Origin of the sequence: Methylobacterium guangdongense, from assembly GCF_038442355.1 — a bacterium.
Classification (GTDB): domain Bacteria; phylum Pseudomonadota; class Alphaproteobacteria; order Rhizobiales; family Beijerinckiaceae; genus Methylobacterium; species Methylobacterium guangdongense.
Genome location: NZ_JBBXMX010000009.1, coordinates 59,862 through 85,630 on the forward strand (window position 1 = coordinate 59,862; position 25,769 = coordinate 85,630).

Annotated in this window: 19 protein-coding genes; 9 read left to right on the forward strand and 10 right to left on the reverse strand. The window is 71.3% G+C overall.

The window, feature by feature from the left end:
- Nucleotides 1–38: 38 nt before the first annotated feature.
- The 4 genes from AAHG09_RS17925 to AAHG09_RS17940 form a co-directional block, all read right to left on the reverse strand.
- Nucleotides 39–563: a SixA phosphatase family protein gene (locus AAHG09_RS17925; RefSeq protein ID WP_342108812.1), complete on the reverse strand. Its 525-nt coding sequence runs from the start codon at nucleotides 561–563 to the stop codon at nucleotides 39–41.
- A gap of 76 nt (nucleotides 564–639) precedes the next feature.
- Nucleotides 640–1,491, reverse strand: coding sequence for an AAA family ATPase (locus tag AAHG09_RS17930; RefSeq protein WP_342108813.1), 852 nt, complete (start codon nucleotides 1,489–1,491; stop codon nucleotides 640–642).
- A gap of 242 nt (nucleotides 1,492–1,733) precedes the next feature.
- Nucleotides 1,734–2,378, reverse strand: coding sequence for a hypothetical protein (locus AAHG09_RS17935; protein ID WP_342108814.1), 645 nt, complete (start codon nucleotides 2,376–2,378; stop codon nucleotides 1,734–1,736).
- Nucleotides 2,375–3,643 (reverse strand): ATPase, encoded by a 1,269-nt coding sequence (locus tag AAHG09_RS17940; protein ID WP_342108815.1) that lies wholly within the window; start codon nucleotides 3,641–3,643, stop codon nucleotides 2,375–2,377. The genes AAHG09_RS17935 and AAHG09_RS17940 overlap by 4 nt, the downstream gene beginning before the upstream one ends.
- Nucleotides 3,644–3,941: 298 nt before the next feature.
- On the opposite strand from AAHG09_RS17940, the gene AAHG09_RS17945 reads away from it, so the two are divergent.
- Nucleotides 3,942–5,792 (forward strand): cation:proton antiporter domain-containing protein, encoded by a 1,851-nt coding sequence (locus AAHG09_RS17945; protein WP_342108816.1) that lies wholly within the window; start codon nucleotides 3,942–3,944, stop codon nucleotides 5,790–5,792.
- An 825-nt stretch (nucleotides 5,793–6,617) separates the two neighbouring features.
- On the forward strand, nucleotides 6,618–7,598 hold the full coding sequence (locus AAHG09_RS17950) for a helix-turn-helix domain-containing protein (RefSeq protein ID WP_342108817.1): 981 nt from the start codon (nucleotides 6,618–6,620) through the stop codon (nucleotides 7,596–7,598).
- Between the two features lie 30 nt (nucleotides 7,599–7,628).
- Here AAHG09_RS17950 and AAHG09_RS17955 read toward each other — a convergent pair whose 3' ends face one another.
- The gene (locus AAHG09_RS17955) at nucleotides 7,629–8,036 is read right to left on the reverse strand and encodes a hypothetical protein (protein ID WP_342108818.1); all 408 of its coding nucleotides are present in this window, start codon (nucleotides 8,034–8,036) and stop codon (nucleotides 7,629–7,631) included.
- A gap of 335 nt (nucleotides 8,037–8,371) precedes the next feature.
- On the opposite strand from AAHG09_RS17955, the gene AAHG09_RS17960 reads away from it, so the two are divergent.
- On the forward strand, nucleotides 8,372–9,544 hold the full coding sequence (locus AAHG09_RS17960) for a vWA domain-containing protein (RefSeq protein WP_342108819.1): 1,173 nt from the start codon (nucleotides 8,372–8,374) through the stop codon (nucleotides 9,542–9,544).
- Between the two features lie 100 nt (nucleotides 9,545–9,644).
- Here the strand turns inward: AAHG09_RS17960 and AAHG09_RS17965 are convergent, their stop codons facing one another.
- A complete protein-coding gene (locus AAHG09_RS17965) occupies nucleotides 9,645–9,965 on the reverse strand; it encodes a 2Fe-2S iron-sulfur cluster-binding protein (RefSeq protein WP_342108820.1) in 321 nt (106 codons plus the stop codon).
- A 175-nt stretch (nucleotides 9,966–10,140) separates the two neighbouring features.
- Entirely contained in the window at nucleotides 10,141–10,461 is a 321-nt protein-coding gene (locus AAHG09_RS17970) for an Hpt domain-containing protein (RefSeq protein ID WP_342108954.1), read from the reverse strand.
- A 310-nt stretch (nucleotides 10,462–10,771) separates the two neighbouring features.
- Here AAHG09_RS17970 and AAHG09_RS17975 point away from each other — a divergent pair, with 310 nt between their 5' ends.
- Nucleotides 10,772–18,139, forward strand: a complete 7,368-nt coding sequence (locus AAHG09_RS17975) for an apolipoprotein A-IV repeat region-like domain-containing protein (RefSeq protein WP_342108821.1) — start codon at nucleotides 10,772–10,774, stop codon at nucleotides 18,137–18,139.
- A 157-nt stretch (nucleotides 18,140–18,296) separates the two neighbouring features.
- Here the strand turns inward: AAHG09_RS17975 and AAHG09_RS17980 are convergent, their stop codons facing one another.
- Together AAHG09_RS17980 and AAHG09_RS17985 are read right to left on the reverse strand one after the other, a co-directional pair.
- A complete protein-coding gene (locus tag AAHG09_RS17980; RefSeq protein ID WP_342108822.1) occupies nucleotides 18,297–18,737 on the reverse strand; it encodes a DUF1489 family protein in 441 nt (146 codons plus the stop codon).
- Nucleotides 18,738–18,819: 82 nt separating this feature from the next.
- Nucleotides 18,820–19,845 carry a hypothetical protein gene (locus tag AAHG09_RS17985; protein ID WP_342108823.1) on the reverse strand — a complete coding sequence of 342 codons (1,026 nt, stop codon included), beginning with the start codon at nucleotides 19,843–19,845 and terminating at the stop codon, nucleotides 18,820–18,822.
- Between the two features lie 171 nt (nucleotides 19,846–20,016).
- Between AAHG09_RS17985 and AAHG09_RS17990 the strand changes: the two genes are divergently transcribed.
- The 5 genes from AAHG09_RS17990 (at nucleotide 20,017) to AAHG09_RS18010 (ending at nucleotide 25,079) form a co-directional block, all read left to right on the forward strand.
- A complete protein-coding gene (locus AAHG09_RS17990; RefSeq protein WP_342108824.1) occupies nucleotides 20,017–21,183 on the forward strand; it encodes an MFS transporter in 1,167 nt (388 codons plus the stop codon).
- 51 nt (nucleotides 21,184–21,234) lie between these two features.
- The gene (locus AAHG09_RS17995; protein WP_342108825.1) at nucleotides 21,235–22,377 is read left to right on the forward strand and encodes an ABC transporter permease; all 1,143 of its coding nucleotides are present in this window, start codon (nucleotides 21,235–21,237) and stop codon (nucleotides 22,375–22,377) included.
- A gap of 35 nt (nucleotides 22,378–22,412) precedes the next feature.
- Entirely contained in the window at nucleotides 22,413–23,198 is a 786-nt protein-coding gene (locus tag AAHG09_RS18000) for an ABC transporter ATP-binding protein (protein ID WP_342108826.1), read from the forward strand.
- Between the two features lie 95 nt (nucleotides 23,199–23,293).
- Entirely contained in the window at nucleotides 23,294–24,376 is a 1,083-nt protein-coding gene (locus tag AAHG09_RS18005) for an MlaD family protein (protein ID WP_342108827.1), read from the forward strand.
- A gap of 121 nt (nucleotides 24,377–24,497) precedes the next feature.
- Entirely contained in the window at nucleotides 24,498–25,079 is a 582-nt protein-coding gene (locus AAHG09_RS18010) for an ABC-type transport auxiliary lipoprotein family protein (protein WP_412760052.1), read from the forward strand.
- A 6-nt stretch (nucleotides 25,080–25,085) separates the two neighbouring features.
- On the opposite strand, the gene AAHG09_RS18015 is transcribed toward AAHG09_RS18010, so the two are convergent.
- Nucleotides 25,086–25,712: a helix-turn-helix domain-containing protein gene (locus tag AAHG09_RS18015; protein ID WP_342108955.1), complete on the reverse strand. Its 627-nt coding sequence runs from the start codon at nucleotides 25,710–25,712 to the stop codon at nucleotides 25,086–25,088.
- Between the last annotated feature and the right edge of the window lie 57 nt (nucleotides 25,713–25,769).

Genomic DNA, 25,769 nt, shown 5'->3' on the forward strand with positions numbered 1-25,769 from the left:
CCCGCCAAAGGGCCGAGCCCTTTGGGATCCCGGACGCGTCAGCCGCCCAGGTCCGGGTCGATGTCGCGGGGACGGACGAACCGGTCCAGACGCCCCTGCCCCGGGGCGATGTCGGCCCAGCGGTCGGTGTCGAAATCGATCACCACGTACGCGGCGGTGGGGAATTCGAGGCCAAGGCGGTTGCGGGCGGCACGGGGCCCCTCCCCGGCCAGGTCCGATGCGAGGTCGCCCAGGCCCGGATTGTGGCCGACGACAATCACCGTGGCGGCGCTATCGGGCGCCTCCCGGATCACCCGCAGGATCCGGTTCGCCGGGGCCTCGTAGATCTCGCGCTGCCAGCGGGTCTCGGGGGTGCCGAGCGCGGCCGCCATTGCCTCCCAGGTCTCGCGGGTGCGCTGGGCCGTCGAGACCAGGGCGAGGTCCGGCCGCAGGCCCTCCTGCGCGAGATGCTCACCCACGGCCGGTGCCGCCCGCCGGCCGCGGTCGTTGAGCGGACGCTCGTGGTCGGCGACGCCCGCCGGACGATCCGACTTGGCGTGCCGCAACAGGATCAGCCTGCGCATGACGTCAGCCCCTGGCAAGAATTCCGGACCGGCGCCGCGGTCTCCCGACGCCGGTTAGCCGAAAGCGCGGCGCGCGTCAGCCGCCCCGCTGCTCGCGCCGCATCATGAAGGCGAGCTTCTCGAACAGGCTGACATCCTGCTCGTTCTTCAAGAGCGCCCCGTGCAGCGGCGGGATCAGCTTGCGGCTGTCCTGCTCGCGCAGGGTTTCGGGGGCGATGTCCTCGGACACAAGGAGCTTCAGCCAGTCGAGCAGTTCCGAGGTCGAGGGCTTCTTCTTGAGGCCCGGCACCTCGCGCATCGCCAGGAAGGTCCGCAGGGCCTCCTCGACGAGGCGGTGCTTGATGCCCGGATAGTGGACGTCGACGATCCGCTGCAGCGTCTCGGAATCGGGGAACTTGATGTAGTGGAAGAAGCAGCGGCGCAGGAACGCGTCCGGCAACTCCTTCTCGTTGTTCGACGTGATGATCACGATCGGCCGGCGCACGGCTTTCACGGTCTCGCCGGTCTCGTAGACGTGGAACTCCATCCGGTCGAGTTCGGTCAGAAGGTCGTTGGGGAACTCGATATCGGCCTTGTCGATCTCGTCGATCAGCAGGACCGGCCGCTCGGGCGCGGTGAACGCCTCCCAGAGCTTGCCGCGCCGGATGTAGTGGCCGATCTCCGAGACCCGCGGGTCGCCGAGTTGCGAGTCGCGCAGCCGCGAGACCGCGTCGTACTCGTAGAGCCCCTGCTGGGCCTTGGTCGTCGACTTGATGTTCCAGACGATCAGCGGGGCGTTCAGGCCCTTCGCGATTTCTTCCGCCAGCACGGTCTTGCCGGTGCCGGGCTCGCCCTTCACGAGGAGCGGGCGTTCCAGCACCACGGCGGCGTTGACGGCCGCGGTGAGGTCGGGGGTCGCGACGTAGGTCTCGGTGCCGGAAAAGCGCATCGCGGTCTCGGACAAGCTGGCCTGGGGTCACGGGTAGCGCGGGGTGCGGCCCGCCCGCAAGCGCTACCCTTTCCCGGACAGGTGGAGCGAAGCGGAACCTGATCCGGGATCCAGCGCAAGACGTCGCGGAGCGTCCCTCTGGATCGAACGGAGCCGCTGGCGCGGCGCTCATTGTGCTGGATGCCGGATCACCCTCCACTGCGTTCCAGGCGTCCGGGAAAGGGCGCGGTGGCCGGCCCGCCTCAACCCTTCTCGTGCCAGACGCAGTTGCGCGCCAGGATCTCCAAATTCACGTCCGACTTCTGCGGCTGCGGCAGGGTCTTGCCGTCCATGGCGAGGTCGATCTTGATCTCCACCTGCCCCTTCGTCTCGTTGGAGCGGCGGGAGAAGTAGCAGTACTGCTGGTAGGGCTGCTCGGCGTTGTCCTTGAAGTTCCAGCCGGTCACGATCTGCCCGTCGAGATAGGGCACCTGCTTGAACACCGTGAAGGTCGTGTTCACCGCGGCCTTGGAGGCCGGGGCGGCGTCGCTGCCGAGCTGCGCCTTGGTGGGGGTCGGCGTGCCGGTGGCGGCCTTGGGCAGGCCCTCGAGCTTGAGCGTGTTGTCGGTGAGCGTGACCTCGCCCTTGGTCTTCAGCGTCACGTCCGAGAGCGCCGCCTGCATGGCGGCGGCGATCTTCTCCGCCGCGGTGTCGAACTGGTTGAGCGTGGCCCAGCCATAGGCCGCCGCGCCGACGCCGATGCCGGTGAGGCACAGGAAGGCACCGAAGCCCAGGGCCCGGAACAGGAAGGCCCGGGCCGCGACGTAGCTCGAATCCGCCCGCAGGCGGGAGTTCACCTGCTGAGCGAGGGCGACATTCTCGGGCGTGCCGCCGGCGACGTAGTTCATGCGCCGGCTCCCGCGGCAGGCAGGGTCGGGCCCTGGGCAGTCTGTCCGGGCAGGGCCTGCTGGCCCGGCACCGGCCGGTTCATCGGGATCACCGCCCCGGAGGCGTTGGCCGCGTTGGCCGCCCGGGGCAGGATCGGCTCAGGATGCGAGCGCAGGGCGTCGGCGATCGCGTCCAGCATGTAGGGGGCGGCCTCGGGATTCACGGCGGCGCCGAGGTCGTCCTCGTCCATGAAGGTCCGGCGGGTCGAGACCGCGCAGAGGGCCAGGATCGTGGACGCGAAGGCGGCGCAGATGGCCGGCACGAACACGAAGATCCGCAGGAAGGCGTGGACCTGGCTCTCGGTCACGTCGATCGGATCGACGCCGTACACCATGGCGGTGAAGGAGTGGAGCTGCGAACGGTTGACCGCGTTGCGGTAGCCCTGCTCGGCATCGGCGACCCGCCGGTCGGCGGCCCCCGGATCGAGCTCCGTCCGCGCCTTACGGGCCTCCTCGAGGTTCTTGATCAGGGCGGCGCGGTCGGCCGAAGCCTTGCTGACCTGCGCCGACAGGGCGGCCACCCGCGGATCGGCGAGGCATTTCAGGTTCTGGTACTTCCGGCCCTTGCTGTTGGTGCCGAAGACCCGCTCGCAGCGCTGGGCCGGCAAGCCGGCGAGCTGCTGGGCGTTGTCGGCCGAGCGCTTCTCGATCTGGTCGAGCTCGGCCGTGTACTGCGCGACGCGCTCGTCCGCCGCCTTGATGCGGTCGCCGATCGTGGCGCGGTCGGCCTGGGCGTCCTTCAGCGCGGTCTTGGCCTTGGCGGCCTCCATCAGGCGGGGATGGAACATCATCTCGCCGAGCTGCGACACCGACTTGGTGGTCACGCCCGCCGCGAAGATGATGCCGAGCACCGCGAGCGCGCGCACGAAGTACGAGCGCTGCGTGCGGGCCAGGATGCCCAGCGGCACCCGGCACAGCTCCACCGCGGCGTAGACCATCGGCGCCAGCAGCATGAAGTAGAAGGCGTGCCAGTCGCCGTCGCTGTAGACGCCCGCGAACAGCCACGCGCCCCAGAGCGAGGCGCCGATCACCATGAACTCGACGAGGTAGGCGATCGCCACGTAGCCCCACTTGACGCGGTAGCCCCGGTCGACGTGGCGCTGGTGGCGCCAGCGATCCGATTCCAGCTTCCACTCGCGCTGCTCGCGCTTCCGGTCGCGGTTGGGGGGTGCCTTCGGACCCGCAAAGATCGATTTGATGGAGATCATCGGCCTCGTCGCATCCATCGGGTCCGGTTCCGGGCACAGCCAGCCGAGCTTAACCCCGGATTAACTCCTGCGTGTATGCGCGCATTGTGCCGATTTTGGGCCGCGCTGCACGCCTGCACTGTCACCTGTATCGTACAATGACAGGCCGCGACCCGGGTGGCCGAAATGTCTCACCCGGTTCATGGTTCCGGCTTGTGTCGCAGCACACCTACCCCGGGCCGGAATTCGATTGCCCCCCGTCGGCCAGGGACCCATGATCGCGCAGCCGTGATCGGCACCCCCGCCGCCGCCAGAGACGAGGTTCGATCCGCCGCCGATGCCAGAGGTCCATCCGGGTTCCTACAAGGAAGCGATCCTGTTCCTCGTCACCGCGGGGATCGTGGTGCCGCTGTTCCATCGCCTGCGAATCTCGCCGGTGCTCGGCTTCATCGGCGCCGGCGCCCTGCTCGGACCCTACGGACTCGGCCGGCTGGCGGAGGCCTATCCGTTCGTCCACCTCTTCACCATCGGCAACCGGGCCGAGATCTCCCACCTCGCCGAATTCGGCGTGATCTTCCTGATGTTCATGATCGGGATCGAGCTGTCCTGGGAGCGCCTGCGAACCCTGCGGCGGCTGGTCTTCGGACTCGGCTCCCTGCAGGTCGGCTGCTCCACGCTCATCCTGGCGATGATCCTCTACGGGCTCAACGTGCCGCTGGTCGGCGCCGCGATCGTCGGGATCGGGCTCGCCCTGTCCTCCACCGCGGTGGTGCTGCCGGTGCTGGCGGAGCAGAAGCGGCTCAACGCGCCGACCGGGCGCACGAGCTTCGCAGTGCTGCTGTTCCAGGATCTGGCGGTGGCGCCGGCCCTGTTCGCCATCGCGGTGCTCGGCCGCGACGACGGGGGCGACAAAGGCTGGGCGCTCGCCATGGCGCTGGGCCAGGCCGCGGTCGCGCTGGTGCTGATCGTGATCGCCGGCCGCCTCGCCCTGCGCCCGCTGTTCCAGCTGGTGGCGCGCACGCGCTCGACCGAGCTGTTCATGGCGGCCTGCCTGCTCGTCATCGTCGGCACGGCCCTGACCGCGGCGGCGAGCGGGCTGTCGATGACGCTCGGCGCCTTCGTGGCCGGCCTGCTGCTCGCCGAGACCGAGTACCGCCGGGCGATCGAGGCGACGATCGACCCGTTCAAGGGCCTCCTGCTCGGCGTGTTCTTCGTCTCGGTGGGGATGAACCTCGATCCGGCCCAGCTCATGGCGACGCCGGGCGCGATCCTGAGCCTGTCGCTGGCGCTGGTCCTGATCAAGGGGGCCGTGGTGGTGATGGCGGCCCCGGTGATGAAGATCCCCCGGCCGGTGGCGATCGAGACGGCGTTGCTGCTCGGGCCGGGCGGGGAGTTCGCCTATGTGCTGATCGGCGGCGCCATGGCGACCGGGCTGGTGCCCGAGGAGGTCGGCGCCGCGGCCCTCGTGGTGACCACCGTCACGATGATCATGATTCCGGCGCTGGCGGCGATCGGCCGGCGGCTCAAGCTGCGGGCGACCGCCCAGGCCCAGGCCGCCGTGGGGGCGCAGGCGCCGCTGCCCGAGCGGGTGGAGAACCGGGTGATCGTGGCGGGCTTCGGCCGCGTCGGCCGGCAGGTCGGCGAGATGCTGGAGCGGCACAAGATCCCGTATCTCGCCCTCGACATGGACCCGGCCCGGGTCGCCGAGCAGCGCCGCACCGGCAAGCCGGTCTATTTCGGCGATTCCGGCAACACCGAGATCCTGCGCCACTGCGACATCGCCTCGGCCCGGGCCCTGGTGGTGACCCTCGACAATCCCCGCGCCGTCGAGGCCGCGGTGACGGCGGCCCGCGCCGAGCGGCCGGACCTGACCATCGTGGCCCGGGCCCGCGACGCCCGCCACGCCACGGCGCTCTACGAACTCGGCGTCGACGACGCCGTGCCGGAGACGATCGAGGCCTCGCTGCAACTGTCCGAGGCGGTGCTGGTCGATGTCGGCGTGCCGATGGGGCTCGTCATCGCGTCGATCCACGAGCGTCGGGACGAGTACCGCGCCCTACTCAAGAAGCGCGAGAACGAGGCGAAGCCGATCTTCCGGGCCCGCCGCACCGTGGGCAAGGCGCTGGGCAAGCCCGCCGCCGTGAAGCGGGAGCCCGAGCCTCAGGCGGCGGCCGGCCAGGAGGCCTAGGGCCGCACCCGATCGCGTTGCAATCGTGCGCAGCTCCAAGCCTTTGTCGTGACGCGCTCTCTTGCGTCGAACCGGTGTCCACTTCGGCGGCGAGCGCTTTAAGCCGGGTTCCGGAAGCCGAGTCCCGGATGATTCGGCAAGTCCTCGAGGCCGAGCCGGCTTTCTCGAACGTCGGAAGGCGTCGTTTGGCTCGATGCGCTCAGCCTTGGCTCAGCCGGCGCCTGACCCAGCGGAATGCCCGCGTGCCGGACCCGGCCCAGCGTGGGCGTGCTTCCGCTGCGCCTGTGCGCCGATCCCGCGTGGTTCGACCGAGAGACCATGCCGTCGCCGGCGGCGCGTTTGAGCAACCGCGGGTCGTGCCTCTGCGGCTGTATCGGTCCATTGGCAGCGCTGTATTGTTTTGTAAATAGATAAATAATTGTTTCGAAATTTAGTTTTTTTCAGTACATCGTCTAATATTTATATCAGATTTTATCAATATGTTCCTGAAATTCTGCAATCAATTCTAGTGCATTCGCGGATCAATCGGAAGCCTCGGTGTCGTTAATGCAAATGTGGGTTGTCTGATATTTTTAACCACTGTAACGTGTTCCTCACGGGCCGTTCTATATCGGCAGGCGAAACCCGTGAGGGCTGGAACACGTATCGTGATGTTGAGGGCTGCGCATCGAATGCAATCGACCGCGACGAAGGCCCAGCCGTCGCGCGGGAGGCTTGATCCGATCGGTCTGCGCGGCATCGGGTGCGGCCGCAATGTATGAAGGGGACGGTCGGTTTCCCCGGATCGGCGGCAAGCGCGATATCTCCGCCTACGCGACGCAGAAGATGAGCACCGACGAAGTGCCGATCGGCGCGCGCTTCGATTACTGGATCGATGCCTGCCGAAGCATGTTCGGTGGTTTCGAGTTCGTGGACGTGGAGCGGAAAGGATTTCACGCCGCGCTGAACATGCTGACCGTCGACAACCTCGCGATCGGTCATTACGTCGGCACGCCGCACGCCATGAACCGGACGAAATCACACATCCGGTCTTCGGATAACGATACCTATCTCGTCATCCTGGCCTCCGAGCGGGTCTTCAATCTGAAGCACGGTCGATACTGCCGATCCAATCCCGGCGGGATCTCGCTCATGGACAACACCCAGCCCTTTCTGGGTGCCCATCCGGAAGGCCTGGACATCATCAACGTCTTCATTCCGCGGGCCGTGCTGGAGCGGGCGGTCGGGCCGGCCCGGTCCCTGACGGGCCTGTCGATCGACGCGACGCAGACGAGCTATCCGATCATCGCGTCATACCTCGCGACGCTGATCAAGCACGGCGGGACGCTCGATCCGGAACGGCAGGCGCGCATGGCCGCGGTCGCCGTCGATCTCATCGCGGCGGGTTTCTCCGAGAAACTGCAGTCCGACCCGCCCCGGTCCCTGAGCGGCGCTGCTATCGTCACCCGGGCGCAGGCCTTCATTACCAAGCATATCGGCGTCGAGGGCCTGTCGATCAACGACGTCGCGGCGGCGCTCAACATCTCGGTCCGCCGGCTTCAGGAGGTGGCCAGCGCGGAGAACATCGCGCTGATGGACTGGATGTGGGAGCGGCGCCTGCAATTGGCGCGCACGAAGCTCGCCGACCCGGGCCACCTCTCCCTGCCGGTCGGGCTCATCGCGTATCAATGCGGGTTCGCCAGCCAAGCCCATTTCTCCCGCCGCTTCAAAGAGCGGTTCGGTCAGACGCCGACGGAGTACAAGGCGGCGTCCAGCGTCACGCGGGCCGCGCAGACGATGCGACCGGCCCTGTCCGCCTCGCGGTGAATGAGCGGCGCCCGGAGACCGTGGGATCCGTCAGACGAAGGCGGGCTGGGCCTCTTCAACCTTCGGACGGCGCACGATGCGGCTGCGCGGCGCCGGCTCGAACCCGTCGGCGAAGCTGCACTGGTAGATGAGCTCGTCCGCCGGCCCCAGGCCGGTGACCAGCGGCACCGTCACGGTGTCGCCGGAGAACCGCCAGCCGCGCGCGCCCTTGTCCCAGTAGAGCCAGACCGTGCCGGGATAGCCCCGGAGGGTGAACACCGCGGCCTTGCGGGACAGGGCCTGCACGGCCCGCGGCGCGTACATGCCCTTGTCCCGGTAAGCCTGCCGTGTCGCATCGGGCTGGCGGTCCATGAAGGTGTTGCGCACCAATTGAATCGTGGCGCCCGGCTTCCCGAGAAACCGCTTGAAGTCCGTCAGATTCCGCAGGATGACCGCCATTGCAGGTCTCCTCGCTTCCGCTTCACGGACCGCGTCACCGCGTCCGCGCCCACTCGATCCGTCGAGTTGAGCGATTCCCGTGACTGATTGCGTGACTGTCCGAGGGGTGCGGCGGCACATATCAACAGATTCGACGAGTTATGCCCAGATTCCGCGAATCGAGAGCGCGGGGAGACTCGCCGCGCTGCTGGTTTCGCTTTGCCGCAAGGCGGTGAATCCTGTCGACCATTCGCGAAGACTCGCGGGCGTCGCCGGAAAGTCCTGCCAAGCTTGGCGTCGCCGGGTTCGATTCGCCTGGACTTGACCCGCACCGCCAACTGGCGCGTTTGTCACGCATGCTGCTGCAGTTCTTCACGGCCCTGCGGGACGCCAAGGTCCCCGTCTCCCTGAAGGAGTACCTGACCCTGCTGGGCGGCCTCGACCGGGGGCTGGCCGGGCACGACGTCGAGGCGTTCTACTTCCTGTCGCGCACGGCGCTCGTGAAGGACGAGGCGCATCTCGACCGGTTCGACCGGGTGTTCGGCACCGTGTTCAAGGGGCTCCAGACCCTCGGGGAGGCCGTCGAGCCCGCCGCCATCCCGGAAGAGTGGCTGCGCAAGCTCGCGGAAAAATACCTGACCGAGGCCGAGAAGGCGGAACTCAAGGCGCTCGGCTGGGACAATCTGTTCGAGACCCTGAAGCAGCGGCTGGCCGAGCAGAAGGGGCGCCACCAGGGCGGCTCGAAGTGGATCGGCACCGGCGGCACCTCGCCGTTCGGGGCCTACGGCTACAATCCGGAGGGGATCCGCATCGGCCAGGACGGCAACCGCAACTTCCGGGCGGTCAAGGTCTGGGACAAGCGGGAGTTCAAGGACCTCGACGACCGGGAGATCGGTGCGCGCACCATGCGCCTCGCGCTGCGGCGCCTGCGCCGCTTCGCCCGGACGGGGGCGGCCGAGGAACTCGACCTCGACGACACGATCCGCGCGAGCGCCCGCCAGGGCTACATCGACGTGAAGCTGCGGCCGGAGCGGCGCAACGCCGTGAAGGTGCTGCTGTTCCTCGATGTCGGCGGCTCGATGGACTGGCACATCGAGCAGGCCGAGGCCCTGTTCTCGGCGGCGCGCTCGGAGTTCAAGCACCTCGCGCATTACTACTTCCACAACTGCCCCTACGAGGCGGTCTGGACCGAGAACCGGCGGCGCCACGAGGCGAAGACGCCGCTGCTCGACGTAATCCGCACCTACGGCAGCGACTATCGGGTGGTCTTCGTGGGCGACGCCTCGATGAGCCCCTACGAAATCGCCACGCCCGGCGGTTCGGTGGAGCACTGGAACGAGGAGGCCGGCGCCGTCTGGATGCAACGGCTCCTCGACCATTTCCCGAAGGCGGCGTGGCTCAACCCGGTGCCCGAGACGCACTGGGGCTACACGCAGTCGATCGGCATGGTGCAGCGGCTGGTCTCGGGCCGCATGTTCCCGCTGACCCTGGAGGGGCTCGACGCGGCGGCGCGGGCGCTGGTGCGGTAGGCCGTCCCCTCCCGCACACAGGAGAGGGAGGGCGTCGCATTTCAGCGCTGATGATCGTCTACGAGCCGGATCGTGGCGCCCCGTCGCGCCGGACGCGATCCTACCCCTGCTGCGACGGCGTCGTCACCTTGAGCCCGTCGAGCGCCGGGGTGATCTTGATCTGGCAGGACAGGCGGGAATTCTCGCGCACGTCGCTGGCGAAATCGAGCATGTCCTGCTCCATGTCCTGCGCCTTGCCGACCGTCTCGATCCAGTCGTCCGCGACGTAGACGTGGCAGGTGGCGCAGGCGCAGGCGCCGCCGCATTCCGCATCGATGCCCGGCACGTTGTTGCGCAAAGCCGTCTCCATCACGGTCGCGCCGACACTGCCTTCGACGGTCCTTTCCGTCCCGGCGTGGTCGACGTAGGTGATCTTGGGCATGCTGAGGCTCCGGGCTCGCGTCGGGCAAAACCAGTCCAACGGGCGGCGTGACTGCTTGGCGGTTGAACCCACGGAATGCAAGCGCGGCGATTGACACGCGTCCCGGATCGATCGCCGCATCGCGGCACGCCCCGTTTCCGGACGGGCGCGCGGTCCCCGGACGCGGGCGACGCCCTCAGGCCCGCCCCTCCGCGATCGCGCAAAGCGCCGCCTCGGCCGCGTCCGCCAGATCGTCGAGGGGCGCCTGTCCCGCCCCGCGGAAGGCCCTCTCCGCGGCATCCGCCAGCGCGTGGATCCGCGCGGCCCCGACTCCCGCGGACGAGCCCTTCAGGGTATGGGCGAGGTCGGCGCGCGCGGCCCGGGACAGGGCGGGATCGGTCAGCCGGGGCAGGATCGACCGGCACTGGCCGGCGAACAGGTCCAGGACCTCCCGGGCGAGATCGGCGTCGCCGCCGGTCTGGGCGTCCAGGGCCGCCAGGTCGATCACAGAGGCGATCGCAGGGTCGGTCAGCGGTCGGCCGGCGCCCGCGGATTCGGTGTTCTCTGGGGATTGCGGATCTGATCCACACAATTCACCCCCTGATTCGCCGGCGGGGGATCGCGCCGGACCCCTCCCCTGCGGCACGATGTGGAGGCGGTGAGCGGCAGGGTCGGTAACCATTCGGTTAACGTTTTCTGGGGCCGACCGGGGGCTCGGGTATCGGCAATCGCTGCCCGGGTCTAATCTTGTAATGGTAAACGGGGTGTTGCGTCTCCGGCATCAGCCTCCCCCAAGGTGCCGGTGAACCCGTGTCACGAGGCGTTGAATGGCGATCGAGAAGAAGCTGAAGGACCCGGCCGAGGCCGCGCTCTCTGCGATCGAGCAGGCGCTGAACCTCGACGCCCTGACGCCCAGCAGCCTGGACGGCCGCGCCGAGCCGCGCCTGCCCGACGTCGGCGACACCGATCCGCTGCTCGACGGGGGGCTCGACGCATCCGGCCGGACCATGCCGCCGCGCCTCGACCTCGATCCGCCGCTCGCCTCCGACCTGCCCCCGCCCGGCCTCGAGCGCCCGCGCCGCGAGGGCGGGCTCCTGCCCCCCGACCGCTCGCTCGTGGCCAACGACGACCGGCGCAACATCGGCATCCTGCAGCAGACCCTGCGGGTGCGCTCCTCGCCCAAGCCTTATCTCTTCGCCCTCGCCGCCGGCCTCGCCTGGATCGGCGCCCTGGTGCTGATCGCCTGGGTGAAGTCCGAGGGCGACCTGCGCGGCGTCGTGGCGGGGCTCTCCGCCCTCCAGGCAAGCGTGGGCGCCGCGGCCCTGTTCGGCCCGGTGGTGCTGTTCGTGATCGCCGCCATGCTGGCGGTGCGCGCCCAGGAGATGCGCCTCGTCGCCCGCGCGGTCGGCGAGGTCGCGGTGCGTCTGGCCGAGCCCGAGAGCTTCTCGACCGACGCGGTGCTGACCATGTCGCAGACCGTGCGCCGCGAGGTGGCGGCGGTGGGCGACGGCGTCGAGCGGGCGCTCGCCCGGGCAGGCGAGCTGGAGACCCTGGTGCGCGGCGAGATCGCCACCCTGGAGCGCGCCTATTCCGACAACGAGATCCGCATCCGCTCCCTCGTGGAGGAGCTCGTCGCGCAGCGCGAGGCGATCGTCACCAACGCCGACCGGGTGCGCAACGCCATCACGGGCTCGCACCAGAGCCTGAGCCAGGAGCTGGAGGGTGCCTCCGACCGGATCGTCACCGCCCTGAACGGCGCGGGCGAGCGGGTGACCGGGGCCCTGGAGACCCGCGGGGCGGCGATCACCGCCTCGCTCGGCGAGGCCGGCGACCGGGTGGTCGGCCTGATGAGCGCCCGCGGCAGCGACCTGATCGACACGCTGACGGCCACCAGCGAGGCGGTGCGCGGCAGCCTGCAGGAGGTCGGCGAGGGCCTGACCCGCGCCTTCGAGGGCCGGGCCGGCGAGGCGACCGGCGCCTTCGAGGCCGCCGGCACCGCCCTGGCGGGCCGCCTGTCCGAGAATGCCGGCACCCTGGCCCGCAGCATTGAGGAGACCGGCGCGCAGGTCGGCGCGGCGCTCGAGCGCCAGGCCGGCGCGGTGCGCGAGAGCTTCGAGCGCTCGGCGACCGGGCTGGAGAGCGTGTTCCTGTCGCGCGGCTCCGAGCTGACCGACCGGTTCGGCGCGATGGGCGCCGAGATCACGGCGCGCTTCGCCGAGACCGGCACGGCCCTCGCCCAGGACATCGCGGGCCGCGGCACCGCGCTGCGCGCCGAGATCGAGACCACGGGCCTGTCGGTCGCCGAGGCGATCGAGGGCCGCGGGCGCGACGCGCAGGCCGCCCTGGCGCTGGCCGCCGGCGGCGCGGGCGAGACCCTGGCGGCCCGGGCCGGCGCGGTCCGCGACGACCTGATCGGCGCCGCCGAGCGGATCGCCGACGCGCTGACCGAGCGCGGCGGTGCCGTCACCGCGCGCATGGACGGCGTCGCGGCACGGCTCGACGAGACCGTGACCGTGCGGGCGGCCGATCTGGAGACCCGCGTCGCAGCCGCGGCCGAGCGGGCCGGGAGCGGCATCGCGCAGCGGACCGAGACGGTGGCGGCCAACCTGGAATCCGCCTTCGCGGCCCTGGGCCGGGGCTTCGAGACGGGGGCGGCCGACGCGGTCCAGTCCCTGCGCGGCACGGTCGAGCACCTGTCGGGCGCGATCGACGGCCGCACCGCCGAGGCGGTCGCGGCGCTGCGGCGCGGTGCCGAGGAGGCGACCACTGCCCTGCACGGGACCGCCGAGGCCGCCACCGGCGCGGTCGAGGCCCGGACCCTGGAGGCCGTGCACGTCCTCGAGCGGCGTCTCGCGGACTCCGCCGCCGCCCTGGCGGCGCGGACCGAGGAAGCCGCCGAGACGCTGCGTGCCGCCGCCGAGCAGACCGGCACCGCCGCCGAGGCGCAGACCCGGGACGCCGCCGCGCGCCTCGCCGCCGCCCTGGAGACCCTGCGCACGGCTTCGGCCGAGGTCGCCGGCACCGTCGAGGCCGAGACCGCCGCCCTCATGGCGCGGTTCCTCGAAGCCGCCGACCGCGCCGGCACGGATCTCGGAACCCGTGGTACGGAGGCGGTCTCCGCAATCCGCACCGCCCTCGACGATCTCAACCGCGAGCTGTCCGCCCGCACTGGCGATGCCACCGGCAGCCTCGCCGAGGCCGCCCGCGCGATCTCGGCCGACCTCGCCGCCCGGATCGGCGAGATGGAAGCCGCCTTCGGCGCGCATGGCCGGAGCGTCGCCGACCTGCTCGCCGGCCATGCCGACGAGACCCAGGCCCGGATCAGCGGCACCGGCCGCGACATCGTGCTCGCCGTGGCGAGCCAGGGCGCGCGCATCGCCGACACCCTCAGCCAGACCGGCGCGAGCTTCACCGAGACCGCCGACGGCCGCGTCCGGGCGATCGACGAGACCCTCGGCAGCCGCCTCGCCGCCCTGCAGGAGACCATCGCCCGCGGCGACATCCTGGCCGATCGGATCGGCCGCGACACCGCGGCGCTCGGCGAGACCGTCGGTGCCCGGCTGGAGGAGATGGACCGTCTGCTGACCGGCAAGGGGCAGGCCGTGGCCGAGACGATCACGGCCCGGGCCCAGGAGGCCGGCAGCCTGATCGAGACCCATCTGGGCAGCCTGGAGGAGCGCTCCGCGAAGCGGGCCGCCGAGATCGGCGCGGCCGTGGCGGAACTCGTCGGCCATATCGACAGCCATCTCGGCACCCGCGCCACCGCGGTCGACGAGACCCTGCGCGCCCGCACCGACGAGATGGCGCGCATCATGGACAAGGGGCATCGCGGCCTCGTGGAGATGCTGGAGGGCCGTACCTCGGGCCTCGGGCAGGACATCGCCCGGCATACGGGCGAGATCGCGCGGCGGATCGAGGAGAGCGCCGGGCAGTTCGATACCGGCGTGGTCAGCCGTCTCCAGGCGATCGCCGAGACGCTGGACGAGCGCGCCCGCCTCGTGGACGAGAGCTTCGGCGTCCAGGCCTTCGAGGCGATCCGCGTGATCGAGGCGCGCACCCGTGCGGTGGACGAGGAGCTGGCGGGCCGGACCCGCGACCTCGTGGCGATGATCGCCGACCGGACCGGCGGCCTCGACGGTGCCATGGCCGAGCGCGTCCGTGCCCTCACGGCGACCATCGCCGAAGCCACGAACGGCCTCGACGGCGCCATGGCGGAGCGCGTCAGCGCCCTCACGGCGACCATCGAGGGGGCCACGAACGGCCTCGAAGCCGCCCTGTCGACCCGTGGCGAGGCCCTCGTCCGCCTGGTGGACGAGCGCACCGAGAGCGCCGACGCGACCCTCGCCGCCCGCGCCGAGGCGGTTCGCGCCGCCTTCGCGGAGCGCGCCGACCTGCTGACGCGCGAGATCGACCAGCGCATCGCCACCCTGTCGGGTGAGTTCGACGAGAAGGGCCGGGCGGTGTTCGGGGCGATCGGCAGCCGGATCACCGAGCTGGCCCGCCTGTTCGACCGCGGCGGCACGTCGCTGTCCGAGCTGATCGAGCAGCGCGGCGAGAGCGTGCTGGCCAAGCTGCAGCAGACCATCGCGGATGCCGAGCGGATGCTCGACGACGGCGAGGGCCGCCTGGGCCACACCCTGTCGAGCCGCACCGCCGACATCAGCGGCCTGCTCGACGACGGCGTGCGCACGGTCCACACCCTGCTGGACGACCGCACCAACCAGATCCGCGTGATGCTGGACGGGCATGCCGGGACCCTGGCCGCCACCCTCGACGGCCGCATGGGCCCGATCAACGACGCCCTGGACGGCCGTGGTCAGGCGCTCGTCGCCGCCCTGGAGGGCGTGTTCGGCACCGCGTCCGGCGCCCTGGACGACCGGACCCGGCAGCTCGGCAGCCTGTTCGACGAGCGCCTGGGCCATCTTGAGACACTGGTCGAGGGGCGCGGCAACCGCCTTGCCGACACGCTCACCGCCCGGGCTCAGGCCCTGCGCACCCTGTTCGAGGAGGCGCAAGGCGCCCTCGACGCCCTGGTGGAGGGCGGCGGCGGCCGCTTCGCCGCCACGGTCGACGCGCGGATCCAGTCCCTGCGCGCCGTGCTGGAGGAGGCCCCGGCCGCCGTCTCGGCGCTGGTCGAGACCCGCGAGCGCCAGCTCGCCGCCACCCTCGACGCGCGCACGCAGCGGCTCCAGACCCTGTTCGAGGAGGCCCAGGCCTCCTTGCGCGACCTCGTGGACGGGCGCGGCCAGGAGGTCGCCGACGCGATCGCGGCCCGGACCGAGGGCCTGCGTGCGACCCTCGACACGGCGCCCGCCCAGATGGCGGACGTGCTGGACAATCGCCTTTCCGACCTGCAGGGCCTGTTCGAGCGGGCGCAGGGCGAGATCGATCGCCTCGTCGACACCCGCGGCCGCCAGATCGCCGGCACGATCGAGCACCGGACCCAGGCGCTCCAGGCGACCATCGACAAGGCGCACCCGGCCATCGCGGGGCTGCTGGAGACGCGCGAAGATCAGATCTCCGAGACCCTGCGCGCGCGGACGGGCGAATTGCAGGCCCTGTTCGACCGGGTCCAGACGCGCCTCGGGGCGATCGTCGAGGGGACCGGCCGCGACGTGTCCGAGCGGGTTGATGCCCGCATCACCGCCCTGCGGACCACCTTCGAGGAGGCCCGCGCCGCGATCGAGGGGCTGCTGGATGACCGCAGCCAGGCCCTGATCGACACCGCCCATGGCCGCACCGGCGCCCTGGTCGAGGTGTTCGACACCCGCCTGCGCGCCCTCGACGAGCTCGTTCAGGACCGTTCGGCGTCCCTGGCGCAGTCCGTGGCGGCGCACAGCGAGGCCCTGGCCCACGACGTCGATGCCCGTGCCGACGCCTTCACCCAGCGCATCGACAGCCGGATGCGGCTGTTCGCGACCCTGGTGGCGCAGCGCGCCGACACCCTGGCCAACGCCTTCGACGACCGCCACGAGGCCTTCGCGAGCCTCGTGGACGAGCGCACCGCGCACCTCGTCGCGGCCCTCGACGAGCGGGCCCGCGCCCATGCCGATCAGGTGGATGCCCACAACGCGGCGCTCGCCGAGACGCTCGGCCGGCGCGAGGCCATCCTGGGCGGCCTGATCGATGCCCGCATCGAGGCGCTGGGCGCCGCCTTCGAGCGGCGCACCGACGCCCTGGGCTCCCTGGTGGATGCCCGCGGCGAGGCCCTGTCGCGCCGCCTTGCGGAGAGCGCCGAGGCCCTGGTGCGCGCCATCGAGGACCGGGGCGGCGCCCTGCTGTCCGGCCTCGACGAGAGCGGGCGCCATGTCGGCGACGCCCTGGAGGGCCATGTCGAGCGCCTGCGCGGCGCCATCGACGGGCCGATGCTCGACCTCGCCCGCGCCCTGGCCGACCGGGCCGAGGCGATCGAGCGGGCGCTCACCGAGACCGGCATACCGCTCGCCGAGGCCCTGCGGGAGCGGACCGAGGAGCTGGCCGTGCAGTCGCGGGCCTCGGCCGAGCTGCTGCGCGCCGCCGTCGAGGACGGAGCCGGCCGCACCCTCTCGGAGCTGTTCGAGACCAACGACCGGATGGGCCGCGAACTCGGCAGCCTGCTCCAGCGGATCGAGGCAGCCAACCGCGCCCTCAGCGACCTCGTGGCCGGGGCCGACACCAATCTCGGCGCGATCGAGCAGGGTCTGGCGGGCCGGATCGAGCAGGTCCAGACCGCCCTGGAGCGCATCGCGGCGGAGACCGGCCGGGCCAGCGCCGGCGTCTCGTCGCAGGTCGAGGCCCTGCGCGGAGCCGCCGATGGCGCGCTGAGCGAGGCCTCTCGCCTCGCCGAGACCCTCGACGGCCGCGGCCGTTCGCTCAGCGAGCAGACCGGCGCGCACGTGGCCGCCCTCGACCGGGCCGCCGCCTCGCTCGCCGCCATCGAGGAACGGCTGGGCTCGACCCTGTCGGGCCGCGAGACGGCGCTGACGCAGGCGCTCTCCGCCTTCGAGGCCCGTGCCGCCGCCCTGGAGCAGAACGGCAAGGTCCTCGAGCAGACGATCGAGCAGACCCTGCGCGCCGCCGAGGAGCGGGCCCGCAGCGTCGGCGAGACCCTGACCCGGTCCGCGCAGGGCGCCGGGGCCTCGGTAACGAGCGCCTTCGCCGACCTGAAGGACAGCGCCAGCGCCGAGGGCGAGAAGGCCGCCCAGGGCGTCCGGCAGGCCCTCGAGGAGGCGGCGCGCGACATGCGCACCGGCTTCCAGGAGGCCCAGGCCAGCTTCGGCGACTCGTTCTCGGCGCTCCGCGAGATGGCGGGCTCGATCCGCGGCGAACTCGACGCGACCCGCGCCGAACTCGCCAAGGGCGTGCTCGAACTGCCCCGCGAGACCCAGGATGCCACGGGCGAGATGCGCCGGGTGGTGGCCGACCAGATCAAGGCGCTCAACGAGCTCTCGTCCCTGGTCTCCCGCACCGGCCGCTCGGTCGATGTCGCCCAGCCCCAGGCGCAGCGGCGGACCGCGGAGGGCGGTGGGCGTTCCGTCGCGGCGCCGGCCGCGCCTCTGGCCGCCCTTGCGCCTGCGCCCACCGCGACGGCGCCCGTCGCACCGGCGCCCGCGCTGCCGGCGCTTCCGTCGGCGCCGCGCCCCGCCTCGGGGAGCACGGCCCGGATCGAGGCTCCGCGCCCGGCCGCCACGCCCCGCGCCGCCGCTCCGACGCGGGCCGGCACCGGCGCCGGCGCCGGCGACAAGCGGGGTTGGCTGTCCGACCTGCTGACCCGCGCCTCGTTGGACGATGACGAGGAGGTGCCGGCACCGGACGCGCCGGCCCCCGCCGCGTCGGCCCGCCGGACCCCGGTTGCGCCTGCCGAGACCGGGCGGATCGCCCTCGACACGATCTCGACCGACATCGCCAAGATGATCGAGCATCGGACCGCGGTCGATCTGTGGGAGCGGTACCGCCGGGGCGAGCCCAACCTGTTCGACCCGCGGATCTACACGCCGCAGGGGCGGACGACCTTCACGGAGATCCAGCGCCGCTACCGGGCGGACGCGGAGTTCCGCCGCAGCGTCGACCGCTACGTGAGCGAGTTCGAGCGCCTGCTCGGCGACGTGGTCAAGAACGACAGCGACGCCAAGCGGACCGACGCCTATCTCACCTCGGAGACCGGCAAGGTCTACACGATGCTGGCCCATGCCAGCGGGCGGTTCGACGGGGCGTAGGAGCGTCCCCGCGGGTTCCGGCTCTCCCTCCCCCCTTTGCGGGGGAGGGTGGCCCCTGTGCCGGCAGGGCCGGGCGAGGGGAACCCGATTCAGGACGGGACGGAGCAGGTTTGAAGGCCAAAGCCGTCTTCCGCGCCGCCGCCCCCTTCCGCTCGCCTCACAGCAGCCCGAGGCCGACCAGCTCCCGCCGCAGGGCTTCCGGCATTTCGGCGAGATCGCCCGAGGCCTCGGCGCCGAGGTCGGCCGGTGCGTCGCGGGCCGTGAGGTAGCGCCAGCCCTGGAACGGGCGGTAGGGCCGCGGCGCCACCGGAACGAGGTGCGGATCGAAGACCAGCCGGCAGCGCGGAATATCGTCCGCGCCGGTGAGCGGTTCGATGGCGGTGATCGCCTGCCGGCAGGACAGCGTCCCCTTGATCACCCAGTAGATCGAGCCCTGGCCGGTGATCTCGCGGTGGCGCTTCGGCAGGGTCCGGGTGACGTGGAACGGCGCGGCGGGCCGCCCGTCCCGCAGCGCCTCGGCGCGGAAACGGGCCTGACGGGCCTCCAGCTCGGCGATCGAGGCGGGGCCGACGCAGAGCTTGATCAGGTGCAGGGCCACGGGCGCGCGGTCTCGGAGATCTCGGCGGGGCGCCCCTGATAGAGCATGCGGCGCCAAAGGGGGATCCGCTTTTCTGATCCGCTCAGGCGAACAGCGCCAGCCGCTGCTCCGGTGTCAGCGCGTCGATCTCGGCGAAGCTCAGCGCCGCGTCCGGCTCCGACGGTTCCAGCGCCTCCGCGGCGAAGCCGGCCCAGTCGAGCTCGGGCGCGTCGGCCACCGTGCTCTCGACCACGGCGGCCTCCGGAGCCGCGCGACCGGTCTCGGGCTCTCCGATCTCGGGCTCCCCGGTCTCGGCCTCGACGGGCTCGGGTTCTTCGGTCTCGGGCTCGACGGGCTCGGGCTCGCCCGCGACCGGCAGGAACACGAGATCCTCGTGCAGCGGCAGGCTGCCCGGCCGGGCGACCAAAGCTGCGGCCGTGACCGCCGGGAGTTCCATGCCGATGTAGCGGTCGATGTCGCTCTGGCAGAGATCGGAGGCGCCGATCTCCGGGCCTCCGGCCTCCGTCAGCGGCGGGACCGGCTCGGCCTCCTCGCCCCAGATCGCGATCATCGCCGACAGGCGGTCTTCGAGGTAGCGCAGGGTGTAGACGATCCGCGCGGTGCGCTGCGCGGTGAGGTCCTGGAACGAGCAGGCCGTGTAGATGGCGGTGGCGTGGTGGTCGAGGGCGTCGCAGGCCGCCTCGTCGGCGCCCCGCTCGCGCAGCGTCCAGGCCGCCTCCTGGATCGCCTCGGCGCAGCCGAGGATGTCGGAGGTCGCCCGCTCGGTCTCGCGCACGATGCCGTCGAGGGCGAGCGACGCCTCGGTCAGGCGGGTCTGTTCGTGGTTGGCGGCGCTGATCGCGGCGATCTCGGCCTTGGTCCGGCTGATCGCGTCGGCCATGTCGACGAGGTTGCCGCGCAGGTGCCCGAACGCCCCGTGGCCGCGATCCTCGGTGACGGTCCGCTCCAGGCGGGCGATCGCCCCGAGCAGCATCTCGGTCTCGGCCCCCCGGTTGCGGCGGGCATGCTCGGCCAGGAACCAGCGCCCGCGCTCGGTGACCGAGAGGGCCGCCTCGATGGCGTCGTACTCGGCCGAGGCGTTCGGGCTCTGGGTTGCGGGACCGGACATGGGTTTCCCTGAACGCGGGTGCTGTTGTCCCGATGGGCGGGCCGGCCCTCGGATGACGGCCATGCGGGAGCGCCAATTTGACAGGATCCGTTTAACGGGCGCTTACGGTTGCGGCCCCCCGCCGGGCTCTCGCCCGAAACGCCCTCCCCGCCCCTCCCGCCGAGCCCCGTCTTGCCCCGCCCGTCCGGCCCGGCGCGCCTGTCGCTGCTCTACGCCGTCGTCTTCACCGAAATCGGCATCGCGATGCCGTTCATGCCGCTCTGGCTCGATGCCCTGGGGCTCGATGCCGCGGTGATCGGCGTGCTGCTCGCGCTGCCGATCGCCACCCGGATCGTCGCGACCGCGCCGCTGATGAGCCTGCTCGACCGGGGGCTCGGGCCGCGCCGGATGATCCTCGCCGGCAGCCTCGCGCTGAGCCTCACCTACGCGCTGATGCCGGGGGCCGCCGGGATCGGTTGGCCCCTGCTCGCCGTGTTCATCGTGCTCAACGCGGTCGCCGGGGCGCCGCTCGTGCCCTGCATCGACTACCTGACCCTCGCGGCCGTGCGGCAGGACAGCCGCCTCGCCTATTCCCGGATCCGCATGGCGGGTTCCATCGCCTTCCTGCTGGCGAACCTCGCGGGCGGGTTCCTGCTCTCGGCCCTCGGCGGACAGGTGGCGGTGCCGCTCCTACTCACCGGCCTCGCCCTCGGGGCGGCTCTGGTGGCGTGGCGCAGCCGCTCGGTGACGGGCCTGCCGCGGGGCGAGACCGGGGTCGGCCGCCCGAAATTGCCGGTGAAGCTCTGGCTCTGCATCGGCGCCGCGGCGGCGATCCAGGCGAGCCACGGGGCGATCTACGGGTTCGGCAGCATCTACTGGACGAGCCAGGGCATCCCGGCGGCGTGGGTCGGGTCGCTCTGGGCGGTCGGTGTCCTGTCGGAGATCGTGCTGTTCGCCGTCATGCCCAGCCTCCCGGCCGCATGGCGCAGCCCGGTGCGGCTCCTGAGCCTCGGCGCCGCGGCCGCGATCCTGCGGGCGATCGGCATGTTCCTGATCGGCGACCGCCTCGCCGCCCTGGTGCCGCTGCAGGCCCTGCACGGGCTGACCTTCGGGGCGACCCAGCTCGGCGCCATGGCGGCGGTCTCGGCCTATGCGCCGGATGGGGCCCGGGGCCGGGCGCAGGGTACGCTCAGCGCGGTCAACGCCAGCATCGCCGTGGTCGCCACCCTGGTGAGCGGCCTCGCATACCGGAATGGCGGCCCCCTCGCCTTCCTGGCGATGGCGCCCCTGGCCGCCGCCGGCCTCGGGCTGGCGCTGGCCTCCCGCGGCGCGACATCGGACACGGATCGTCAACCGTAATGTCGACATAACCGCCCGGCAGGGTGGTGCCTCGATTGAGGAGAGAGGGTCTTGCTGAGCCAGGACACTGTTCCCGCCGGCGCATCGGTGCAGGACCGGCCGGCGGACGGCCGGCTGCAGCTCGACGGCCGCTGGACCGCCGACCAGGCGCCCGCCGTCGAGGCCGCGGCCGCGCGCATCGCGGCGTCCGGCCGGGCGGCCCCCGTGGCCCTCGACCTGTCGGGGATCGAGCGCCTCGACACGCTCGGCGCCTGGGTCCTTGAGCGGACCCGCGCGGAGATCGAGCAGGCCGGGAACGCCCTCACCTATCACGCGGTCCGGCCGGAGCACCGGACCCTGCTCGGCGAGGTCCGCCTGCGCGAGCCGGAGGCACCGCCGCCGCGGCGGCACGGCGTGATCGTCGGCGCCCTCGACGCCACCGGCCGCCAGACCGTGCGCGGGGGCCAGGATCTCGTCACCGCCCTCGCCTTCCTGGGCGAGCTGATCGCCGCCTGCGGCCGCGTCGCCGTGCGGCCCGGGACCTTCCGGGGCAACGCCCTGATCAACCAGATCCAGCAGGTGGCGCTCAACGGCACACCGATCATCGTGCTGATCTCGTTCCTCGTGGGCGGCATCGTCGCCCAGCAGGGCATCTTCCAGCTCCAGCGCTTCGGCGCCCAGACCTTCGTGGTCAACCTGATCGGCCTCTTGATCCTGCGCGAGATGGGCGTGCTCCTCACCTCGATCATGGTGGCGGGCCGCTCCGGCTCGGCGATCACCGCCGAGATCGGCTCGATGCGGATGCGCGAGGAGGTCGATGCCCTGCGCGTCATGGGCCTCGACCCGGTCGAGATCCTGATCGTGCCCCGGGTGCTCGCCCTGATGATCGGCCTGCCGATGCTGACGCTGATCGGCGACCTCGCGGCCTTGGCCGGCGGCGGCCTGACCGCGATGCTCTACGGCGGGCTGACCCTCGACCAGTTCCTGGTCCGGCTCCAGGCGGCGGTGGGCGTCCACCACGTGATGGTCGGCCTCATCAAGGCGCCGTTCATGGCGCTGACCATCGGGGTGATCGCCACGATCGAGGGATTTGCCGTGGAGGGCTCGGCGGAATCCCTCGGCCGCCGCGTCACCGCCTCGGTGGTGAAGTCCATCTTCATGGTCATCGTCCTCGATGGCCTGTTCGCGGTGTTCTTCGCCGCGATCGATTTCTGAGACCGCCCCCGATGTCCGCCGCGATGTCTGCCCCGATGGACGCTCAACGCCCGATCATCCGCGTCCGCGACCTCGTGGTCGGTTTCCGTGACCGCAACATTCTGAAAGGCCTGAGCCTCGACATTCGGCCCGGCGAGATCCTGGGCTTCGTCGGCCCCTCCGGGCAGGGCAAGTCGGTGCTGACCCGCACGATCCTGGGCCTCAACCCGAAGCGGGCGGGCACGATCGAGGTGTTCGGCCGGGACGTCGATGAACTCACCTACGCCGAGCGGCGGCGCATGGAGCAGCGCTGGGGCGTGCTGTTCCAGCAGGGGGCGTTGTTCTCGGCGCTCACCGTCAAGCAGAACATCCAAGTGCCGATGCGCGAGCACCTGAACCTGTCCGAGCGCCTGCTCGACGAGTTCGCCCGCCTCAAGATCGAGATGGTCGGCCTGAAGCCCGATGCCGCCGACAAGCTGCCCTCGGAGCTGTCGGGCGGCATGATCAAGCGGGCGGCGCTCGCCCGCTCCCTCGCCCTCGATCCCGAGATCCTGTTCCTCGACGAGCCGACCTCGGGCCTCGACCCGATCGGCGCGGGGGAGTTCGACGACCTCGTCTCGACCCTGAAGGAGACGCTGGGCCTGACCGTCTTCATGGTCACCCACGACCTCGACAGCCTCTACACCGCCTGCGACCGCATCGCGGCGCTCGGCGACGGCCAGATCATCGCGGCCGGCACGATCGACGAGATGCTGGCGAGCGACCATCCCTGGCTGCGCTCGTACTTCCACGGCAAGCGCGCCCGGACCATCGCCACGGGCGGCACGGCCCTGCATGCCTGAGCGCCGTCCCCGTCCCATTCCGCTCCGATCCTCCTTGAGGACCGGGGCCAGACGCCCGGCCGGATCCCCGCCGGGCAGACACACAGGCTGAGCGCATGGAAACCCGCGCGAATTACGCCCTGATCGGGGCCTTCACCATCGCCGTCATCCTGGCGGGCTTCGGCACCGTGCTGTGGCTCTCCGGCGGCTCGTCCCGGCAGGTCAGTCAGACGGTGCGGATCGTGTTCTCCGGCTCGGTCGGAGGGCTCTCGCGCGGGTCGAGCGTGAACTTCAACGGCATCAAGGTCGGCGAGGTCACCGACATCCGCCTCGCCCCGCAGGATCCGCGCCGGGTGCTGGCCCAGATCAAGGTCGAGCCCGCGACGCCGCTGCGGGCCGATACCCGCGCCCGGCTCGACTCGGCGATGCTCACCGGCGTCTCGGTGATCTCGCTCTCCGGCGGCAATGCCGACGCGCCCGCCCTCACCCCGATGGCCAACGGCGAACCGCCGACCATCTTCGCCGATTCCTCCGACATGCAGGACATGATGGCGCTCGCCCGCCAGGTGGCGCAGCGGGCCGACGACATGCTGGCCCGGCTCGATCGGCTGGTCTCGGCCAACGAGGGCGCGATCAACCGCTCGCTCACCAACGTCGAGACCTTCTCGAAGACGCTGGCCGATGCCGGGCCGAACATCTCGGCGCTGGTCAAGGCGGTGGACGGGGCGAAGCTCGGCCACGTGATCGACAACGCCGACCGCTTCTCGGAGGCCCTGTCCAAGTCTAGCCCCGACATCGAGGGGGCCGTGCACGATGCCCGCTCGCTCGCCGCCAAGCTCAACGCCTCGGCCGACAAGATCGACGCGGTGCTCAACGGCGCCCAGGGCTTCCTGGGCTCGGCCTCCGGCCAGGAGGGTTCCAGCACCTTCGCGGAGATCCGCGCGGCGGCGATCTCCGTGCGCGACGCCGGCAAGGCGTTCCGGGTCATGTCGGAGAACCTCGACAAGCGCACCGCCAGCATCTCGTCCAATTTCGGCCGGCTCAGCGGCACCGGACGCCGGGAGGTGGAGGCCCTGTCGGGGGACGGCCAGCGGACGCTGAGCACCCTCAACCGGACGGTGCGCAGCCTGGAGCGCGACCCGAGCCAGGTGATCTTCGGCGGCAAACCATCGTTGCCCGAATACAACGGCGGACGCTGAAATGGTCCTCCGCCGGGTCGATGTGTCCCGGCGCACGGCACGGACGGCGGTGCGGGGTAGTTTTAACGGCATAGCTTATACAACCCCGCCCTCCGTCGGCGGGGTCTCTCAGGTCATGTGTATGGTCCGCTCGTCCCATATCGCCGCTGCCGCGCTGCTCGCCGCCCTGCTGGGCGGCTGCGGCGGCGGCGCGGCGCCCCTCACCTTCGATCTCGCGGCCCTGCCGCAGGCCGGGCGGCCGGTGGCGGCGGCGCGGTCGATCGTGGTGTCGGAGCCGGTGGGCATTCAGCCGTTCGAGGCGGACCGGATCATCGTGCGCGAGGGCGGCGGGTCGCTCTCTTTCCTGGGCGGCGGCCAATGGGCCGACCGCCTGCCCCGGCTGATCCAGTCCCGGATCATCCAGAGCCTAGAGAATTCCGGGCGGCTGCGCTCGGTGAGCCGGCCCGGCGACAAGGTCGTGGCCGATTACCAGCTGATCAGCGAGATCCGCGCCTTCGACGTCCAGGCGGCGACCGGCGAGGCGGTGGTGGATCTGGCGCTGAAGCTCGTGGCCGACGGCACCGGAAAGGTGACGGCCGCGCGGATCTTCGTGGCCCGGGTGCCGGTGGCCAAGATCGACGCCGGCACCGGCGCCCGCGCCCTCGATCAGGCGCTCACCACCGTGCTGGCCGACGTGGTACGGTGGGTGAATACGGGGCGGTGAGCCCGATCACTCCATCACGGCGGCCTTCATGATCACCACCATGGTGGCCCGGGCCGGGCCGTCGGTGCAGCGCACGAGGTGGGGCCGGTCGCAGCGGTAGCGCAGGGTCTCGCCGGCCCGCGCCCGCTGCACGATCCCGCCGATCTCGACCTCGAACGCCCCCTCGGCGACCGACAGCGATTCCACCGAGCCGCGCTGGTGCGGATCCGAATCGAGGACGCCGCCGGAATCGGCCGTCACCTCGTACCATTGCAGCCACTCGATCGTCTTCAACCAGCCGATGATGGCAAGCCGCACCTTCCCGTCTTCGGAGACGAGGATCGGCGTGTCCGCCCGGGAGGTTTTCTCGATGAACGGCTCCTCGTCGTTCGCCGCCAGTACGCGTTCGATCGAGACGTCGAGGGCCTGGGACAGCCGCCAGATGGTGGCCAGCGTCGGATTGGTCTCGTTGCGCTCGATCTGGCTGATGATCGACTTGGCCACGCCCGATTGCTCGGCGAGTTCCGAGAGGGAGAGGTTGTAGGCCTTCCGCAGCCGCTGGATGGTCTTGCCGAGCTGTCCGGACAGCGCCTGCGCGCCTGTCAGCAGGTCGCGTCCACGTCCCCGGTCTGGCCGTTCCGCCTGATCCTGCATCGTCACCGGCCCGCCTGCGCCGTTCCATTATCCGAACGATCGTGCGCTTCTTCAAAC

Excerpts from the sequence above, each read along its gene's own strand:
- AAHG09_RS17925 (WP_342108812.1), bottom strand. The coding sequence starts at position 563 with ATGCGCAGGCTGATCCTGTTGCGGCACGCCAAGTCGGATCGTCCGGCG.
- AAHG09_RS17930 (WP_342108813.1), bottom strand. The coding sequence starts at position 1,491 with ATGCGCTTTTCCGGCACCGAGACCTACGTCGCGACCCCCGACCTCACC.
- AAHG09_RS17935 (WP_342108814.1), bottom strand. The coding sequence starts at position 2,378 with ATGAACTACGTCGCCGGCGGCACGCCCGAGAATGTCGCCCTCGCTCAG.
- AAHG09_RS17940 (WP_342108815.1), bottom strand. The coding sequence starts at position 3,643 with ATGGATGCGACGAGGCCGATGATCTCCATCAAATCGATCTTTGCGGGT.
- AAHG09_RS17945 (WP_342108816.1), top strand. The coding sequence starts at position 3,942 with ATGCCAGAGGTCCATCCGGGTTCCTACAAGGAAGCGATCCTGTTCCTC.
- AAHG09_RS17950 (WP_342108817.1), top strand. The coding sequence starts at position 6,618 with ATGAGCACCGACGAAGTGCCGATCGGCGCGCGCTTCGATTACTGGATC.
- AAHG09_RS17955 (WP_342108818.1), bottom strand. The coding sequence starts at position 8,036 with ATGGCGGTCATCCTGCGGAATCTGACGGACTTCAAGCGGTTTCTCGGG.
- AAHG09_RS17960 (WP_342108819.1), top strand. The coding sequence starts at position 8,372 with ATGCTGCTGCAGTTCTTCACGGCCCTGCGGGACGCCAAGGTCCCCGTC.
- AAHG09_RS17965 (WP_342108820.1), bottom strand. The coding sequence starts at position 9,965 with ATGCCCAAGATCACCTACGTCGACCACGCCGGGACGGAAAGGACCGTC.
- AAHG09_RS17975 (WP_342108821.1), top strand. The coding sequence starts at position 10,772 with ATGGCGATCGAGAAGAAGCTGAAGGACCCGGCCGAGGCCGCGCTCTCT.
- AAHG09_RS17985 (WP_342108823.1), bottom strand. The coding sequence starts at position 19,845 with ATGTCCGGTCCCGCAACCCAGAGCCCGAACGCCTCGGCCGAGTACGAC.
- AAHG09_RS18000 (WP_342108826.1), top strand. The coding sequence starts at position 22,413 with ATGGACGCTCAACGCCCGATCATCCGCGTCCGCGACCTCGTGGTCGGT.
- AAHG09_RS18005 (WP_342108827.1), top strand. The coding sequence starts at position 23,294 with ATGGAAACCCGCGCGAATTACGCCCTGATCGGGGCCTTCACCATCGCC.
- AAHG09_RS18010 (WP_412760052.1), top strand. The coding sequence starts at position 24,498 with ATGGTCCGCTCGTCCCATATCGCCGCTGCCGCGCTGCTCGCCGCCCTG.
- AAHG09_RS18015 (WP_342108955.1), bottom strand. The coding sequence starts at position 25,712 with ATGCAGGATCAGGCGGAACGGCCAGACCGGGGACGTGGACGCGACCTG.